Here is a 14,469-nt window from a genome sequence, read left to right as displayed (position 1 = left end):
AAAGAGGGATTGACGACAAGTGCTCGACGTCAACTTCTTCGACGAGCTGCGGATCGGCCTTGCCACCGCGGACGACATCCGGACCTGGTCCCACGGCGAAGTGAAGAAGCCGGAGACCATCAACTACCGCACGCTCAAGCCCGAAAAGGACGGACTCTTCTGCGAGAAGATCTTCGGTCCGACCCGGGACTGGGAGTGCTACTGCGGCAAGTACAAGCGTGTCCGCTTCAAGGGCATCATCTGTGAGCGCTGTGGCGTCGAGGTCACGCGCGCCAAGGTGCGCCGTGAGCGCATGGGCCACATCGAGCTTGCCGCTCCCGTCACCCACATCTGGTACTTCAAGGGCGTCCCGTCGCGCCTGGGCTACCTCCTCGACCTCGCGCCGAAGGACCTCGAAAAGGTCATCTACTTCGCCGCGTACATGATCACGTTCGTGGACGAGGAGCGCCGTACGCGCGACCTGCCGTCGCTGGAGGCGCACGTCTCCGTCGAGCGTCAGCAGATCGAGAACCGCCGCGACGCCGACCTCGAAGCCCGCGCCAAGAAGCTCGAGACCGACCTGGCCGAGCTGGAGGCCGAGGGCGCCAAGGCCGACGTGCGCCGCAAGGTGCGCGAAGGTGCCGAGCGCGAGATGAAGCAGCTGCGCGACCGTGCGCAGCGCGAGATCGACCGTCTCGACGAGGTGTGGAGCCGCTTCAAGAACCTCAAGGTCCAGGACCTGGAGGGCGACGAGCTGCTCTACCGCGAGCTGCGTGACCGCTTCGGCACGTACTTCGACGGCTGCATGGGCGCTGCCGCCCTGCAGAAGCGCCTCGAGTCGTTCGACCTCGACGAGGAGGCCGAGCGCCTCCGCGAGATCATCCGTACCGGCAAGGGCCAGAAGAAGACCCGTGCGCTCAAGCGCCTCAAGGTCGTCTCCGCGTTCCTGCAGACCAGCAACAAGCCCAAGGGCATGGTGCTCGACTGCGTGCCGGTCATCCCGCCGGACCTGCGTCCGATGGTGCAGCTGGACGGTGGCCGCTTCGCGACCTCCGACCTGAACGACCTGTACCGCCGTGTGATCAACCGCAACAACCGCCTCAAGCGTCTCCTTGACCTCGGTGCCCCCGAGATCATCGTGAACAACGAGAAGCGGATGCTGCAGGAGGCCGTCGACGCGCTGTTCGACAACGGCCGCCGCGGTCGCCCGGTCACCGGTCCCGGCAACCGCCCGCTCAAGTCCCTCAGCGACATGCTGAAGGGCAAGCAGGGTCGATTCCGTCAGAACCTTCTCGGTAAGCGTGTGGACTACTCCGCGCGTTCCGTGATCGTCGTCGGCCCGCAGCTCAAGCTGCACCAGTGCGGTCTGCCGAAGGCCATGGCGCTGGAGCTCTTCAAGCCGTTCGTGATGAAGCGCCTGGTCGACCTGAACCACGCGCAGAACATCAAGTCGGCCAAGCGCATGGTCGAGCGCGGCCGCACGGTCGTGTACGACGTCCTCGAAGAGGTCATCGCCGAGCACCCGGTTCTCCTGAACCGTGCGCCGACGCTGCACCGCCTCGGCATCCAGGCCTTCGAACCGCAGCTGGTCGAGGGCAAGGCCATCCAGATCCACCCGCTCGTCTGCACCGCGTTCAACGCGGACTTCGACGGTGACCAGATGGCCGTGCACCTGCCGCTCTCCGCGGAGGCGCAGGCCGAGGCCCGCATCCTGATGCTGTCCTCGAACAACATCCTGAAGCCGGCCGACGGTCGTCCCGTCACCATGCCGACCCAGGACATGGTGCTGGGCCTGTTCTTCCTCACCACGGACGAGGAGGAGCGCAAGGTCATCGGCCAGGGCCGTTCCTTCGGCTCCACGGCCGAGGCGATCATGGCCTTCGACGCCCGCGAGCTGTCGCTCCAGGCGAAGGTCGACATCCGCTTCCCGGTGGGCACCATCCCGCCGCGCGGCTGGGTGCCGCCGGTCGCCGAGGAAGGCGAGCAGGAGTACCAGCAGGGCGACACGTTCCGGCTGCGTACGTCCCTGGGCCGCGCGCTCTTCAACGAGCTGCTGCCCGAGGACTACCCGTTCGTCGACTACTCGGTCGGCAAGAAGCAGCTCTCCGAGATCGTCAACGACCTCGCCGAGCGCTACCCCAAGGTCATCGTGGCGGCGACGCTCGACAACCTGAAGGCGGCGGGCTTCCACTGGGCGACCCGTTCCGGTGTCACCGTGGCCATCTCCGACGTCGTGGTCCCCGAGGCCAAGAAGGCGATCGTCGCCGGCTACGAGGCGCAGGACGAGAAGGTCCAGAAGCAGTACGAGCGCGGTCTGATCACCAAGGACGAGCGCACGCAGGAGCTCATCGCGATCTGGACCAAGGCGACCAACGAGGTTGCCGAGGCGATGAACGCGAACTTCCCCAAGACGAACCCCATCTTCATGATGGTTGACTCGGGTGCCCGAGGAAACATGATGCAGATGCGTCAGATCGCCGGTATGCGTGGTCTGGTGTCCAACGCCAAGAACGAGACGATCCCGCGTCCCATCAAGGCGTCCTTCCGTGAGGGCCTCACCGTTCTGGAGTACTTCATCTCCACGCACGGTGCCCGTAAGGGTCTGGCGGACACCGCCCTGCGTACCGCCGACTCGGGTTACCTGACCCGTCGTCTGGTGGACGTCTCGCAGGACGTGATCATCCGCGAGGAGGACTGCGGCACCGACCGTGGCCTCAAGCTGAAGATCGCCGTCAAGGGTGCGGACGGTGTGCTCCGCAAGACGGAGGACGTCGAGACCTCGGTCTACGCCCGCATGCTCGCCGAGGACGTCGTCGTCGACGGCAAGGTCATCGCGCCTGCCAACGTCGACCTCGGTGACGTCCTGATCGACGCCCTGGTGGGCGCCGGCGTCGAGGAGGTCAAGACCCGTTCGGTCCTGACCTGTGAGTCCGCGGTCGGCACCTGTGCCTTCTGCTACGGACGCTCGCTCGCCACCGGCAAGCTGGTCGACATCGGTGAGGCGGTCGGCATCATCGCCGCCCAGTCCATCGGTGAGCCCGGTACCCAGCTGACGATGCGTACCTTCCACACCGGTGGTGTGGCCGGTGACGACATCACCCAGGGTCTGCCCCGTGTCGTCGAGCTCTTCGAAGCCCGTACGCCCAAGGGTGTCGCCCCGATCTCGGAGTCCGCGGGCCGGGTCCGGATCGAGGAGACCGAGAAGACCAAGAAGATCGTGGTCACGCCGGACGACGGCAGCGACGAGATCCCCTTCCCGATCTCGAAGCGCGCCCGTCTGCTGGTGGGCGAGGGCGACCACGTCGAGGTGGGCCAGAAGCTCACCGTGGGTGCCACCAACCCGCACGACGTGCTGCGGATCCTCGGTCAGCGCGCGGTCCAGGTCCACCTGGTCGGCGAGGTCCAGAAGGTCTACAACTCGCAGGGTGTGTCGATCCACGACAAGCACATCGAGATCATCATCCGGCAGATGCTGCGCCGTGTGACGATCATCGAGTCCGGCGACGCGGAGCTGCTGCCGGGCGAGCTCGTCGAGCGCTCGAAGTTCGAGACCGAGAACCGTCGTGTGGTCACCGAGGGCGGTCACCCCGCCTCCGGCCGTCCGCAGCTGATGGGTATCACCAAGGCCTCGCTGGCGACGGAGTCGTGGCTGTCCGCGGCTTCCTTCCAGGAGACGACCAGGGTCCTGACGGACGCGGCGATCAACGCCAAGTCCGACTCCCTGATCGGCCTCAAGGAGAACGTCATCATCGGTAAGCTCATCCCGGCCGGTACGGGCCTGTCCCGCTACCGCAACATCCGGGTCGAGCCGACCGAGGAGGCCAAGGCCGCGATGTACTCGGCCGTCGGCTACGACGACATCGACTACTCGCCGTTCGGCACGGGCTCCGGCCAGGCCGTTCCGCTGGAGGACTACGACTACGGTCCGTACAACCAGTAAGCGAGTCGCTTGACCGACCGGAGGGCGGTCACCCCGTTTCGTACGGGGTGGCCGCCCTCCGGCGTTTTCCGGTGGGCCGCTCATAGGTAGTGCCGCAGGTGGTGCAGCCGGGTCGGGACGTCGGGGTGGGTGGAGAGCAGGCGGGCGGGCGTCGACTCGCGTTCCAGCCGCTTTCCCGTGATGGCGAGGGCCTCCTGGTGGGCCCGGGCCTCGTTCGAGTGGATCGTCTCCAGCACCTCAGCCAGTTTCGGCGCGAATCCGAGTGCGGCGGCGTGGCGGTCGGCACGCAATTCGGCGCGGCGTCCCACCGCCGCCGACAGATACGGAAGCCCGAGCAGCAGCGGCAACCCGTACAGGAGCGCGGCAACAGTGGAGGCGAGCCCGCCGATCGCTAGGAGCAGGACGCCGACAGCGAGGTAGACGGCACACCTGGTGGGCGTGACGACGGAACGGGCCATCACACGCAGGACGCGCCAGGCCGCTCGGCCCGGCAGCCCGTACCAGTGACCCAACAGCAACGTCCAGGTATGACCGCCGGTGTGGTGACCCAGTTCATGGGCGAGTACAGCGGCCAGCTGGCCATCGGGCAACTGCTCCAGTGCGAAGCGGGTGACTCCCACGATGTGGCCCGCAGCGGCGTACGCGTTGAGGTCGTCGCTCTCCTCGATCCAGAGCTGATACAACGCTCCGTCCACCCCGGCGATGGCAGTCACCTCCCGCCAGACCGGCTCCAGCCGGGCGGCCTCCCGAGGCATCGGACGCCGGAGCCCGAGCAGGTAGCGGGCGAGCAGATCCTCTGTGGGCCGGTGGAAGACCAGTGCGCCGGATGCCAGCCAGAACAGGGTCGGTATCCAGAACGGCAGCCCGAGGCAGCCGTCCAGGACCGCGCTCACGAGCAGTACCACCAGCGTGCTCATCAGGAAGGTCGGCAGAGCCAGCGTCAGCCGTCCCAGTGCGGTGACATCCACTCGCCGCTGGTGTGCTGTGTAGTACACCCGCCGGCCCGGCCCGTGTTCGTAGATCAAGTCATCGGGTGCGGTCGGTGAGGTGGCGGTCCGGTGCGGATCCGGGGGCGGTACGGGTTCGTCGTCCGGCGTTGTGGACCCGTTGCTCGGGTCCTGGGGCTGAGATGTCGGTGGATTCATGGTCGTCCTTTGGCACGAGGAGTGTCAGCCGAGGAGTAGTGAGGCGGGGAGCAGGACGGCGCCGACGGAGTAGGCGAGCAGCCCCACCCGTATCCACTGGTGCTTGCAGACGGCGATCCGGCTGGTTTCGGTCAGGGCCGTGACAAGCGCGGCGGCCGGGGCCCTCTCGGTGGCTTCGAGGGCTTCGGACAGCCGGTTCTGTCGGGCGGCGCGCCGGATGTCCGCGAAATAGGTGAGTGGGGCTCCAGGGCCCCAGGCGCTGCCGCGGTAACGCGGGAGTATGGCCATCAGCATGGAGAGGAGCGCGGTCGCCAGCCCGCCGACGCCTGTCCACCACAGGACTGTGCCGGGGACGGAGAGCGCGTTCGGGCGCCACTCGCTGCCGGCCAGCCATCCACTGATCAGGCCTGCGGTCATGCCGAGCGCGGCGACCAGTACGGACGCCTTGCTGTCGGCCCGTGCGATCTCGGAGCGCAGATCGAGGAGGAGCCGCGCCCCGGTATCGGTGTTCCGGCTCGATGGGCTGTCGGTCATGTGCTGCGGCCCTCCTGATTCGGCGCTCCGGCGGCGTCCGGCGTCGTGGCGTCGGAGGGAACGGAGGCCGGAGAGGGGAGGTGAGAGCCTGCCGCGGTCACCGATCTTGTCTTCGGCACACCGGCTACGTCGGCTGCTCCGGGCATCCCTTCCGCAGCAGCCGATGGCGTGGCCGTGCCCGTCGGTTCCAGGGGAGTTCTGCCGTAGCCCGGCGGCGGCTGCCAGCCCGGCAAGGGGCTCAGCGGGGCGCCTGCATCCGGAGCGGCCTCGGTGCCGCCGGTCAGGTCGAGGTCCGGCCAGGGCGTGCGTCTCATGACCGCTTCCGGCACCGGGCCCGCTGCATCCTGCGGCATCGACACGGTCAGCCTGCCTTCGGCCGTGCTCTGCGCGCTGACTCCGGGAAGGTGCTGGTTCAGTACGTCGATGAGCGCCTGGAGAGCCCTCTTCTTCGGCGCCTCCAGCTCGTGGCTCTCCACGCTGTCGCCCTTCAGCAACTCGCCTGCCAGTTCCATCTGCGCTTTGATCATGTGCAATTGGTCCTGGCGCAGGCTGGTCACCACGAGCCGGGTGTCTTCGGGATGGTCGGCCAGATGGAGCGCCCACGCGCGGACGCCGCCCTGTTCCAAGTGCTTTTCGTAGAAGGCGATCTTTTCCGCGTTCACCTGCTGAAGCTCCATCTGCCGTCGGGTCCGGCCGACCGCCTCCGCGTGCTGCCACTTCTGCTGTTGCAGCCTCAATTCGTGCTGCTGAAGCTCGAATTCGGCCGCTCGGCCCCACTGCAGCGCGTCCTGCTCCCTGACGCGCCGGTCGATCGCGGCATCGTGCTCCCTGCCGCGCTGCTCGGTGTGGACCTGCTCGGTGGCCGCGTGATCGATGGACCTCATGCGCCGTACGTGATCGATAGCCCCCTGGTCCCCGCGCAGCCGTACGGTCCAGGTCACCAAGAGTCCCGCCCGGATGCCGAGCGCACCCTGGGCGCGCACTTCCCGCAACAGAGCCTCCTCGGCCTCCGCGCTTCGGGAAGCGGGGTAGCGGCGGGTGACGGCCCGCGCCGGCTGTTCCAACTCGCCGATCAGCAGCCGTGGCACGTCGCGGTGCCGGCTCGCCACGAACAGCGCGGGATCGGCGACCTGCCACGACAGTTCGACGACCACTCCGAACTCGAAGGCGTCGTCGTCGCTGGGCAGGCCGATCTCCTCGCGTACGGGATGGACACCCATGTCGACCTCGTACACCGAGGTGTATCGCTTCGCGGCAGCTCCGGCCCGGGTCGGCCGCCGCGGCGGAAGATAGGTGTCGTACGAGCCGTCCGGGGCCGAGAAGACCAGTGCGTGGTCGATGCGCGTGAGCGGGCGGCGGGCGAATCCGAAGCGGGACAGCTGCCGGACCGTGACCACCGGGTCGGTCAGCCGCGTTCCTCGGTCGGCCCGTTGGTCCCAGTCGGGGGCTCGGCGGAATTCGGGCATGGGCACTCTCCTGTGGCTGAGGTCGCAGGTCAGGGATGGGGCAGGACGGCCAGCAGCCGGCTTGCCACGGGTGGAGGATCGGTGCCGTCCTCGCCCGGCATCGTCCGCAGGAGGTGGCTGAGCCGCTGGTGCTCCGACGACGTGGTGACGAGTGAGGGCAACAGCGCGGCGAGCGCCCATTCCGTGCCGGGGGCGCGGTCCGCCGCCAGCGTCCAGCGGCGCAGTACGTCCAGGGCTTCCCGTGTGTGGCCCCGGCTTTCCAGAGCGGTGCGCCACAGTTCGGCGATGCTGGCGGCGGCCGGTGCCCGCGAGGCCGACGCGCGTGCGTACCAGGACAGAACGAGCGGCTGCCCGTGGCGTTCGTCCTGCTCGGTCCGACGGCAGGCGCTGATGAATCCGCCGAGTGCGAGATCGGTCGCCGGGCGGTCGTCGTGCAGCGTCCTGAGCAACCCCGCGAGCACGTCGTCGCCTGCCGGTGACAGCAGCAACAGTTCTACGGACTCGGCGAGTTGCCCCGAGAGCTCCGTGTCGGGCTCCGGCTGTCCTGCCTGGTGCCGGGCTGCCGCGCGCAGCGCCGCCAGAGTCTCGGCGGGGCGTTCCGGACCGATCAGCCCATGGGCGCGAATCGCCACCCAGCGCAGCGGCGATTCGTCGCTCTCGCACCAGGCGTCGAGGATGCGAGGCACATTGGGAGTGCCCAGCACATGAGTGAGCGTGAGCGCGTTGACGGCGACGACACGGTGCCGGTAGAGGTGGGAGGAGGCCCACGGCTCGATGACCAGTGCCATGGCGGACGGCAGATCGGTATGGGCGAGGACGGCGACGGTGGAGGCGGCGCGGGTGCGGACGAACGGCCGGCCGTCCCCCGCCAGCCGTTGCAACCAGTGCACGAGCGCGGGCCGTGCCGAGGGGTGCCCGGTCCATACCTCGCGCAGCAGGACGAGCGCGGCCCGCTCGTCCCGGTAGGCGGCCTTCACCTGCCGGACGGGTCCCCACTCGGTGGGCTCCTCGTCCTCGAACCGATGGGCCCTGGCCAACTGGAGCCGCTTGCCGATGTGTGTACCGAAGACCGGGACGGTGGGGAACCGCTTCCCGTCCTGGGTCTCCTGGAGGAAGGCGTAGAGGAGATCGCTCAGTTCCGCCGTCAGGGCGTACGGGCCTTCGTCGAAGGAGGCCAGGGCGACGAGGAACGCCTTGTCCCGCAGGTGGAGCACGGTTCCGTCGTCCTCGAACCACTCCCGCACCTGGTTCTCCAGCGCGACCAGGGAGAAGTCCCCGAGTTGCGCGGCGTCGGCGTCCCCGGCCGCGTACCTCGCCAGGAGCCGGGCGAACTCGGCGGCCTCCCGTGGCTGATGGCTCCGTTCGAGGAACGTGGTGGCGGCGGGCAGCGACAGCAGCTCCGGCACGCGCTCCTCGCCCACCAGCACCGCCAGGTGCGCAGCGAGGACATCACCCGGTGGGGGAGCCTGCCAGCTCACCACCGGTACGTCCTCCAGCAGGGCCGTCGGTCCCACGGTGATCACCAGATACGCGTCCTCGCCCAGTTCCTTGCGGGCGGCCAGCAGGTCCGCCTCGCGCAGCGGCCTGCCCCGCTCGGTGATCAGATCGCAGAGGACATGGCCGATTCGGCCGTCCCGCGCCTCGCTGCCGCCGAGACCGGCCGTGAGCTGTCCGGGGGTGGTGTCCCGGCCGATCGCCCGGACCGGAACGGCGCCGAGCCGGTGCAGCAGCATCAGCGCGACGGTCCGCCGGCCCGCGAAGTAGGGGCCCGAGACCACCAGGACATGCTCCTCACGCAGCCGGTCGACCAGCGCGTCGAAGTCGGCGCGCGCGGGCACGAAACAGGCCGACAACTCATCCAAGGTGGACTGCGCGATCTCGCCCGAGGCATGGAGCGCGGAGGATGCGCCGACCTGGTAGACGATCTCGGTCCTGTCGACCAGGACGTCCCCGTAGAAAGTGCCACCGCCGATGCCGTGGTTGATGCCGCCGAAGATGCCCCCGCCGACCTGGGTGCCGTCGCCGAATCCCATGGTCCGCGGGGTGTGGCTCTCCAGGTCACGCCGGGCCGCCCAGGCGGGCTGCGGCAGGTCGGATTCCTCGGCGGCCTCCCCGTCGCCCTGACGGCCGTCCTGCGCCTCGGAAGGCTGGTCGCCCCCGGTCGGGGGCTGGGAGCCGGGCGGCTGCTCCTCGGTGCTCACCGGCGGTTCCCCCAGCCACCATCACCGAGATGGATGTCCCCGGAGAATGTGCCGCCGCCGATGCCGTGGTTGGTCCCGCCGAAGACACCACCATTGACCGTGGCGCCGCCGAAGTCGAACTCCTTGGCCGGCGATTGCGGGGCAAGGCCCGGGGCCGACGGGGTCTCCAACCGCCGGCTCGCCGGGAACGGGTGCTCACCCGGGAGCGGACCGTGCAGCCACGCGGCGAGCGGACCGTTCTTGCTGTCCACCGTGATGGAGCGGAACTCCTCGGCCGGGACGCCGACGTGGCTGTGCCGCACGACCCCCCGGTAGACCGGATCGGACACACACAGCGCGAAGTCGCCCGGGTGTTCCCGCAGCGCCGTCCTCAGCAACTCCGCGTCAAGCAGTCTGCACGCGTGGTTGAGGTCGCTGCCGACCCACCCGTCGAGCCGGTCCACCGCGACGTACCCGGAAGCGACCACTCCACGAAGCCGCATCTGTGCCGAGGCGGACGCGCGCCGGTTCTGGCCGTGCAATTGGGCCGGTACCTCGGTGAGCAGCGCCCGCAGCAGAGCGATCACCGAGCAGTTGGCGTCGATCAGCTCCATCACGGAGTCACCGCGGTCCGCCCGCCTGCGTCGGGTCTCGTCGATTCCGGCAGCCAGGAGCGTCCGGTCGGTGAGGTCGTAGAGCATGCGGCGCAGATACGCCTGCTCGACATCGTCACGCTCGCTGTACTTCTCGATGTCGAGCAGCAGGATCGTGCTGTTCACGGGATCGGTCATGGGGTGCCTCTCGCTCGGGTCTCCGTGGGCCGAAGACACGAGAGTGAGGCTGATGGGGCCGCGGCGGTGAGGGCGGATGACTCACTCGGAGTGTGACCGTGTGCACAGAGTCACCTGCGGCCGCGGGCGGCGTGCGGAGCCTGCTTCTACGGAGCCTGCGGAGCTTCGAGGCGGACGACCGGGTGGAAGGCATCCTGAGCCCGCGCGATTCGGCGGAGCGCATCCGGCCGCACGATCACCATCGCCCGCCGCCCCGTCAGCACGATGCCCCGTTCGCGCAAGTCCTTCAGCAGCCGCTGGACCATTTCCCTGGACGCTCCGACCGCCCCGGCCAGCTCCTGCTTGCTGAGCGGTATGTCGAGTTCGATGCCTTCGTCCGTACGGCCGCCGTGGGTGTGGGCCAGATCCAGCAGCAGGACGGCGAAACGCTCCCGTACCGTCATCGCCGCGAACTCCAGGCTGCGCCGGTCCGCGGCGCGCGTTCGGTCGGCGGACAACGCCAGGAGCGTGAGCGAGACCGTGGCGGAGCCGGCCACGAACGCGCGGAACTTCTCGTGCGCCACGACCACGGCCCGCACAGGGGAGAGCGCGGTCACCGTCGCCGAGCGTGGCCGGCCGGTCAGCGCGGCCGCTTCGCCCACGATGTCGCCGGGGCCGCGCAGGGCGTGCAGCGCCTCGTAACCGTTCGGCGCGGATGTGGTGACCTTCGTCCAGCCGTTGACGATCAACAGGACGTACGCGGATGGCTCGTCCTGTCTGAGCAGGGGGGATCGAGAGGCGAAAGTCAGTTCGCGGCCCAGTCCGAGCAGGGACACCCGGTCCTCACGCTCCAGGCGGGCGAGGAAGGGCACCCGATCGTCGAGTCCGTCGCCGTCGGGTACGTATGCAGCCGCCATCCCGTCCCCCCGATCGTCCGCCTCGCGGTTCAATGTACTGAGAACACGTATTGCCGGACCGCCAAGGTTGCTTTCCTGCCGTGCGCCTCCGGTCGGCTGTCTCGATTCCGTCGTCCGTGACCTGTGGAAGTCCGGCGTGTCCTGGTGGACAGCATTTGTTTTGACCGGAGTCGACGAGGTAGGTACGCTCAGACCTTGTGCCTGGGGTGTGCCTGGGCTCGTGTGCGTGTCCTCAACCGCACGGCGAGTCCGTCAGTGGCTACCGCAATCTGCGCTCCTTCTGCCTCGCGGCAGGAGCTTGCAGTATTCGACACACCCGACCGCGTGGGTCGGTGACGTTCCAGGTTAGTTTCACGAACGGCACACAGAAACCGGAGAAGTAGTGCCTACGATCCAGCAGCTGGTCCGGAAGGGCCGGCAGGACAAGGTCGAGAAGAACAAGACGCCCGCACTCGAGGGTTCGCCCCAGCGCCGCGGCGTCTGCACGCGTGTGTTCACGACCACCCCGAAGAAGCCGAACTCGGCGCTCCGTAAGGTCGCGCGTGTGCGTCTGACCTCCGGTATCGAGGTCACGGCCTACATCCCGGGTGAGGGACACAACCTGCAGGAGCACTCCATCGTGCTCGTGCGTGGTGGCCGTGTGAAGGACCTGCCGGGTGTTCGTTACAAGATCATCCGCGGCTCGCTCGACACCCAGGGTGTCAAGAACCGCAAGCAGGCCCGCAGCCGCTACGGCGCCAAGAAGGAGAAGTAAGAATGCCTCGTAAGGGCCCCGCCCCGAAGCGCCCGGTCATCATCGACCCGGTCTACAACTCTCCTCTTGTCACCTCGCTGATCAACAAGATCCTGCTGGACGGCAAGCGTTCCACCGCCGAGCGGATCGTGTACGGCGCCATGGAGGGCCTCCGCGAGAAGACCGGCAACGACCCGGTCATCACGCTGAAGCGCGCGCTTGAGAACGTCAAGCCCTCGCTCGAGGTCAAGTCCCGCCGTGTCGGTGGCGCCACCTACCAGGTGCCGATCGAGGTCAAGCCCGGTCGCGCCTCCACCCTCGCACTGCGCTGGCTCGTGGGTTACTCCCGCGCCCGCCGTGAGAAGACCATGACCGAGCGCCTCATGAACGAGCTGCTCGACGCCTCCAACGGTCTTGGCGCTGCCGTCAAGAAGCGTGAGGACACCCACAAGATGGCCGAGTCCAACAAGGCCTTCGCGCACTACCGCTGGTAGTCGCTACCCACATCGAGACCGAGAGAAGATTGAGCCTTATGGCCACCACTTCGCTTGACCTGGCCAAGGTCCGCAACATCGGGATCATGGCCCACATCGACGCGGGCAAGACGACCACCACTGAGCGGATCCTCTTCTACACCGGCGTCTCGTACAAGATCGGTGAAGTCCACGACGGCGCTGCCACGATGGACTGGATGGAGCAGGAGCAGGAGCGCGGCATCACGATCACGTCCGCCGCGACGACCTGCCACTGGCCGCTCAATGATGTTGACCACACCATCAACATCATCGACACCCCGGGTCACGTCGACTTCACCGTCGAGGTGGAGCGTTCGCTCCGCGTCCTCGACGGCGCCGTCACCGTGTTCGACGGTGTCGCCGGTGTCGAGCCGCAGTCCGAGACCGTCTGGCGTCAGGCGGACCGCTACGGCGTGCCGCGTATCTGCTTCGTCAACAAGCTCGACCGCACCGGTGCCGACTTCTTCCGCTGCGTCCAGATGATCACGGACCGCCTCGGCGCGACCCCGATCGTCATGCAGCTCCCGATCGGTGCCGAGGCCGACTTCACGGGTGTCGTCGACCTCGTGACGATGAAGGCGTTCGTCTACCCCGTCGAGGCGACCAAGGGCGAGGCGTACGACATCGTCGACATCCCCGCGGAGCTCGCGGAGAAGGCCGAGGAGTACCGCGGCAAGCTCCTCGAGGCCGCCGCGGAGAACGACGAGGCGCTCATGGAGCTCTACCTGGAGGGCGAAGAGCCTTCTGCGGAGCAGCTCTACGAGGGCATCCGTCGCATCACCATCAACTCGGGCAAGGACGGCGAGACGACCGTCACCCCCGTGTTCTGCGGCACCGCGTTCAAGAACAAGGGCGTTCAGCCCCTGCTCGACGCCGTCGTGCGCTACCTCCCCTCCCCCCTGGACGTCGAGGCCATCGAGGGCCACGGCGTCAAGGACCCGGAGGAGATCGTCAAGCGCAAGCCGTCCGACGACGAGCCGCTCGCGGCCCTCGCGTTCAAGATCATGAGCGACCCGCACCTCGGCAAGCTCACCTTCGTCCGGGTCTACTCGGGCCGCCTGGAGTCCGGCACCTCGGTGCTGAACTCCGTCAAGGGCAAGAAGGAGCGCATCGGCAAGATCTACCGCATGCACGCGAACAAGCGTGAGGAGATCGAGTCGGTGGGCGCCGGCGACATCATCGCCGTCATGGGCCTGAAGCAGACCACCACCGGTGAGACGCTGTGTGACGACAAGAACCCGGTCATCCTGGAGTCCATGGACTTCCCGGCGCCGGTCATTCAGGTCGCCATCGAGCCCAAGTCCAAGGGTGACCAGGAGAAGCTGGGTGTCGCCATCCAGCGCCTCTCCGAGGAGGACCCGTCCTTCCAGGTGCACTCCGACGAGGAGACCGGCCAGACCATCATCGGTGGTATGGGCGAGCTTCACCTCGAGGTGCTCGTCGACCGCATGAAGCGCGAGTTCCGCGTCGAGGCGAACGTCGGCAAGCCCCAGGTCGCGTACCGCGAGACGATCCGCAAGGCCGTCGAGCGCATCGACTACACCCACAAGAAGCAGACCGGTGGTACCGGTCAGTTCGCCAAGGTGCAGATCGCGATCGAGCCCATCGAGGGCGGCGAGGCCTCGTACGAGTTCGTCAACAAGGTCACCGGTGGCCGCATCCCCCGTGAGTACATCCCCTCGGTGGACGCGGGTGCTCAGGAAGCCATGCAGTTCGGCATCCTGGCCGGTTACGAGATGGTCGGCGTCCGCGTCATCCTTCTCGACGGTGGCTACCACGAGGTCGACTCCTCCGAGCTGGCGTTCAAGATCGCCGGTTCGCAGGCGTTCAAGGAGGGTGCCCGCAAGGCGTCCCCCGTGCTCCTCGAGCCGATGATGGCCATCGAGGTGACCACGCCCGAGGACTACATGGGCGATGTCATCGGTGACATCAACTCCCGCCGTGGCCAGATCCAGGCCATGGAGGAGCGCAGCGGCGCTCGCGTCGTGAAGGGCCTCGTGCCCCTTTCGGAGATGTTCGGCTACGTCGGAGACCTCCGCAGCAAGACCTCGGGTCGCGCAAGCTACTCGATGCAGTTCGACTCCTACGCCGAGGTTCCGCGGAACGTCGCCGAGGAGATCATCGCGAAGGCCAAGGGCGAGTAACTCTCCCGAGCTCACGCTTTAGGCTTGTCACCGGAGCCTGGTGGGGCATTCCTCGCAGAGCGAAAGCAATGTGTTGAATGCCCCCGGCCCCGGCATCCCAGCAAAGATCACCTGGCGCCGATGAAGCAAGGCGTACAGAACCACTC

At 67.8% G+C, this 14,469-nt stretch carries 10 protein-coding genes; 4 read left to right on the top strand and 6 right to left on the bottom strand.

The genetic code is table 11. From position 1 onward, the window contains the following. The first annotated feature begins 19 nt into the window (after window positions 1-19). Window positions 20-3,919 carry a DNA-directed RNA polymerase subunit beta' gene (locus OHA19_RS16660; protein ID WP_385822532.1) on the top strand — a complete coding sequence of 1,300 codons (3,900 nt, stop codon included), beginning with the start codon at window positions 20-22 and terminating at the stop codon, window positions 3,917-3,919. Window positions 3,920-3,999: 80 nt separating this feature from the next. On the opposite strand, the gene OHA19_RS16655 is transcribed toward OHA19_RS16660, so the two are convergent. The 6 genes from OHA19_RS16655 to OHA19_RS16630 all read right to left on the bottom strand — a co-directional run bounded on the left by OHA19_RS16655 (window position 4,000) and on the right by OHA19_RS16630 (window position 10,931). Continuing rightward, entirely contained in the window at window positions 4,000-5,064 is a 1,065-nt protein-coding gene (locus tag OHA19_RS16655; RefSeq protein WP_405715793.1) for a M48 family metalloprotease, read from the bottom strand. Window positions 5,065-5,088: 24 nt separating this feature from the next. Continuing rightward, entirely contained in the window at window positions 5,089-5,598 is a 510-nt protein-coding gene (locus OHA19_RS16650; RefSeq protein ID WP_405715795.1) for a Pycsar system effector family protein, read from the bottom strand. Continuing rightward, window positions 5,595-7,064: a hypothetical protein gene (locus OHA19_RS16645; RefSeq protein ID WP_405750648.1), complete on the bottom strand. Its 1,470-nt coding sequence runs from the start codon at window positions 7,062-7,064 to the stop codon at window positions 5,595-5,597. Before OHA19_RS16645 ends, OHA19_RS16650 begins: the two co-directional genes overlap by 4 nt. A gap of 29 nt (window positions 7,065-7,093) precedes the next feature. Beyond that, window positions 7,094-9,265 (bottom strand): hypothetical protein, encoded by a 2,172-nt coding sequence (locus tag OHA19_RS16640; protein WP_405750645.1) that lies wholly within the window; start codon window positions 9,263-9,265, stop codon window positions 7,094-7,096. Continuing rightward, the gene (locus OHA19_RS16635) at window positions 9,262-10,035 is read right to left on the bottom strand and encodes a hypothetical protein (RefSeq protein ID WP_405750643.1); all 774 of its coding nucleotides are present in this window, start codon (window positions 10,033-10,035) and stop codon (window positions 9,262-9,264) included. The genes OHA19_RS16640 and OHA19_RS16635 overlap by 4 nt, the downstream gene beginning before the upstream one ends. Window positions 10,036-10,181: 146 nt before the next feature. After that, the gene (locus OHA19_RS16630) at window positions 10,182-10,931 is read right to left on the bottom strand and encodes a Crp/Fnr family transcriptional regulator (RefSeq protein ID WP_405715801.1); all 750 of its coding nucleotides are present in this window, start codon (window positions 10,929-10,931) and stop codon (window positions 10,182-10,184) included. 382 nt (window positions 10,932-11,313) lie between these two features. Here OHA19_RS16630 and rpsL point away from each other — a divergent pair, with 382 nt between their 5' ends. Genes rpsL through fusA form a run of 3 tightly spaced genes read left to right on the top strand, consistent with a single transcriptional unit; the run spans window position 11,314 to window position 14,323 of the window. Further along, window positions 11,314-11,685: a 30S ribosomal protein S12 gene (gene rpsL, locus OHA19_RS16625; RefSeq protein ID WP_003948652.1), complete on the top strand. Its 372-nt coding sequence runs from the start codon at window positions 11,314-11,316 to the stop codon at window positions 11,683-11,685. A gap of 2 nt (window positions 11,686-11,687) precedes the next feature. Then, complete coding sequence (rpsG, locus tag OHA19_RS16620; protein ID WP_072485550.1) at window positions 11,688-12,158, top strand: 30S ribosomal protein S7; 471 nt, start codon at window positions 11,688-11,690, stop codon at window positions 12,156-12,158. Between the two features lie 38 nt (window positions 12,159-12,196). Then, window positions 12,197-14,323, top strand: coding sequence for an elongation factor G (gene fusA, locus OHA19_RS16615; protein ID WP_405715803.1), 2,127 nt, complete (start codon window positions 12,197-12,199; stop codon window positions 14,321-14,323). Window positions 14,324-14,469 lie beyond the last annotated feature (146 nt).

The sequence above is a fragment of the Streptomyces sp. NBC_00012 genome (genome assembly GCF_045040875.1).
Classification (GTDB): Bacteria; Actinomycetota; Actinomycetes; order Streptomycetales; family Streptomycetaceae; genus Streptomyces.
This window is presented reverse-complemented; position numbering and strand designations above follow the sequence as displayed.

What these genes read in the sequence shown, in the direction of transcription:
- OHA19_RS16650 (WP_405715795.1), bottom strand. Translation starts at nt 5,598, where the DNA reads ATGACCGACAGCCCATCGAGCCGGAACACCGATACCGGGGCGCGGCTC.
- OHA19_RS16645 (WP_405750648.1), bottom strand. Translation starts at nt 7,064, where the DNA reads ATGCCCGAATTCCGCCGAGCCCCCGACTGGGACCAACGGGCCGACCGA.
- OHA19_RS16630 (WP_405715801.1), bottom strand. Translation starts at nt 10,931, where the DNA reads ATGGCGGCTGCATACGTACCCGACGGCGACGGACTCGACGATCGGGTG.
- OHA19_RS16655 (WP_405715793.1), bottom strand. Translation starts at nt 5,064, where the DNA reads ATGAATCCACCGACATCTCAGCCCCAGGACCCGAGCAACGGGTCCACA.
- rpsG (WP_072485550.1), top strand. Translation starts at nt 11,688, where the DNA reads ATGCCTCGTAAGGGCCCCGCCCCGAAGCGCCCGGTCATCATCGACCCG.
- fusA (WP_405715803.1), top strand. Translation starts at nt 12,197, where the DNA reads ATGGCCACCACTTCGCTTGACCTGGCCAAGGTCCGCAACATCGGGATC.
- OHA19_RS16635 (WP_405750643.1), bottom strand. Translation starts at nt 10,035, where the DNA reads ATGACCGATCCCGTGAACAGCACGATCCTGCTGCTCGACATCGAGAAG.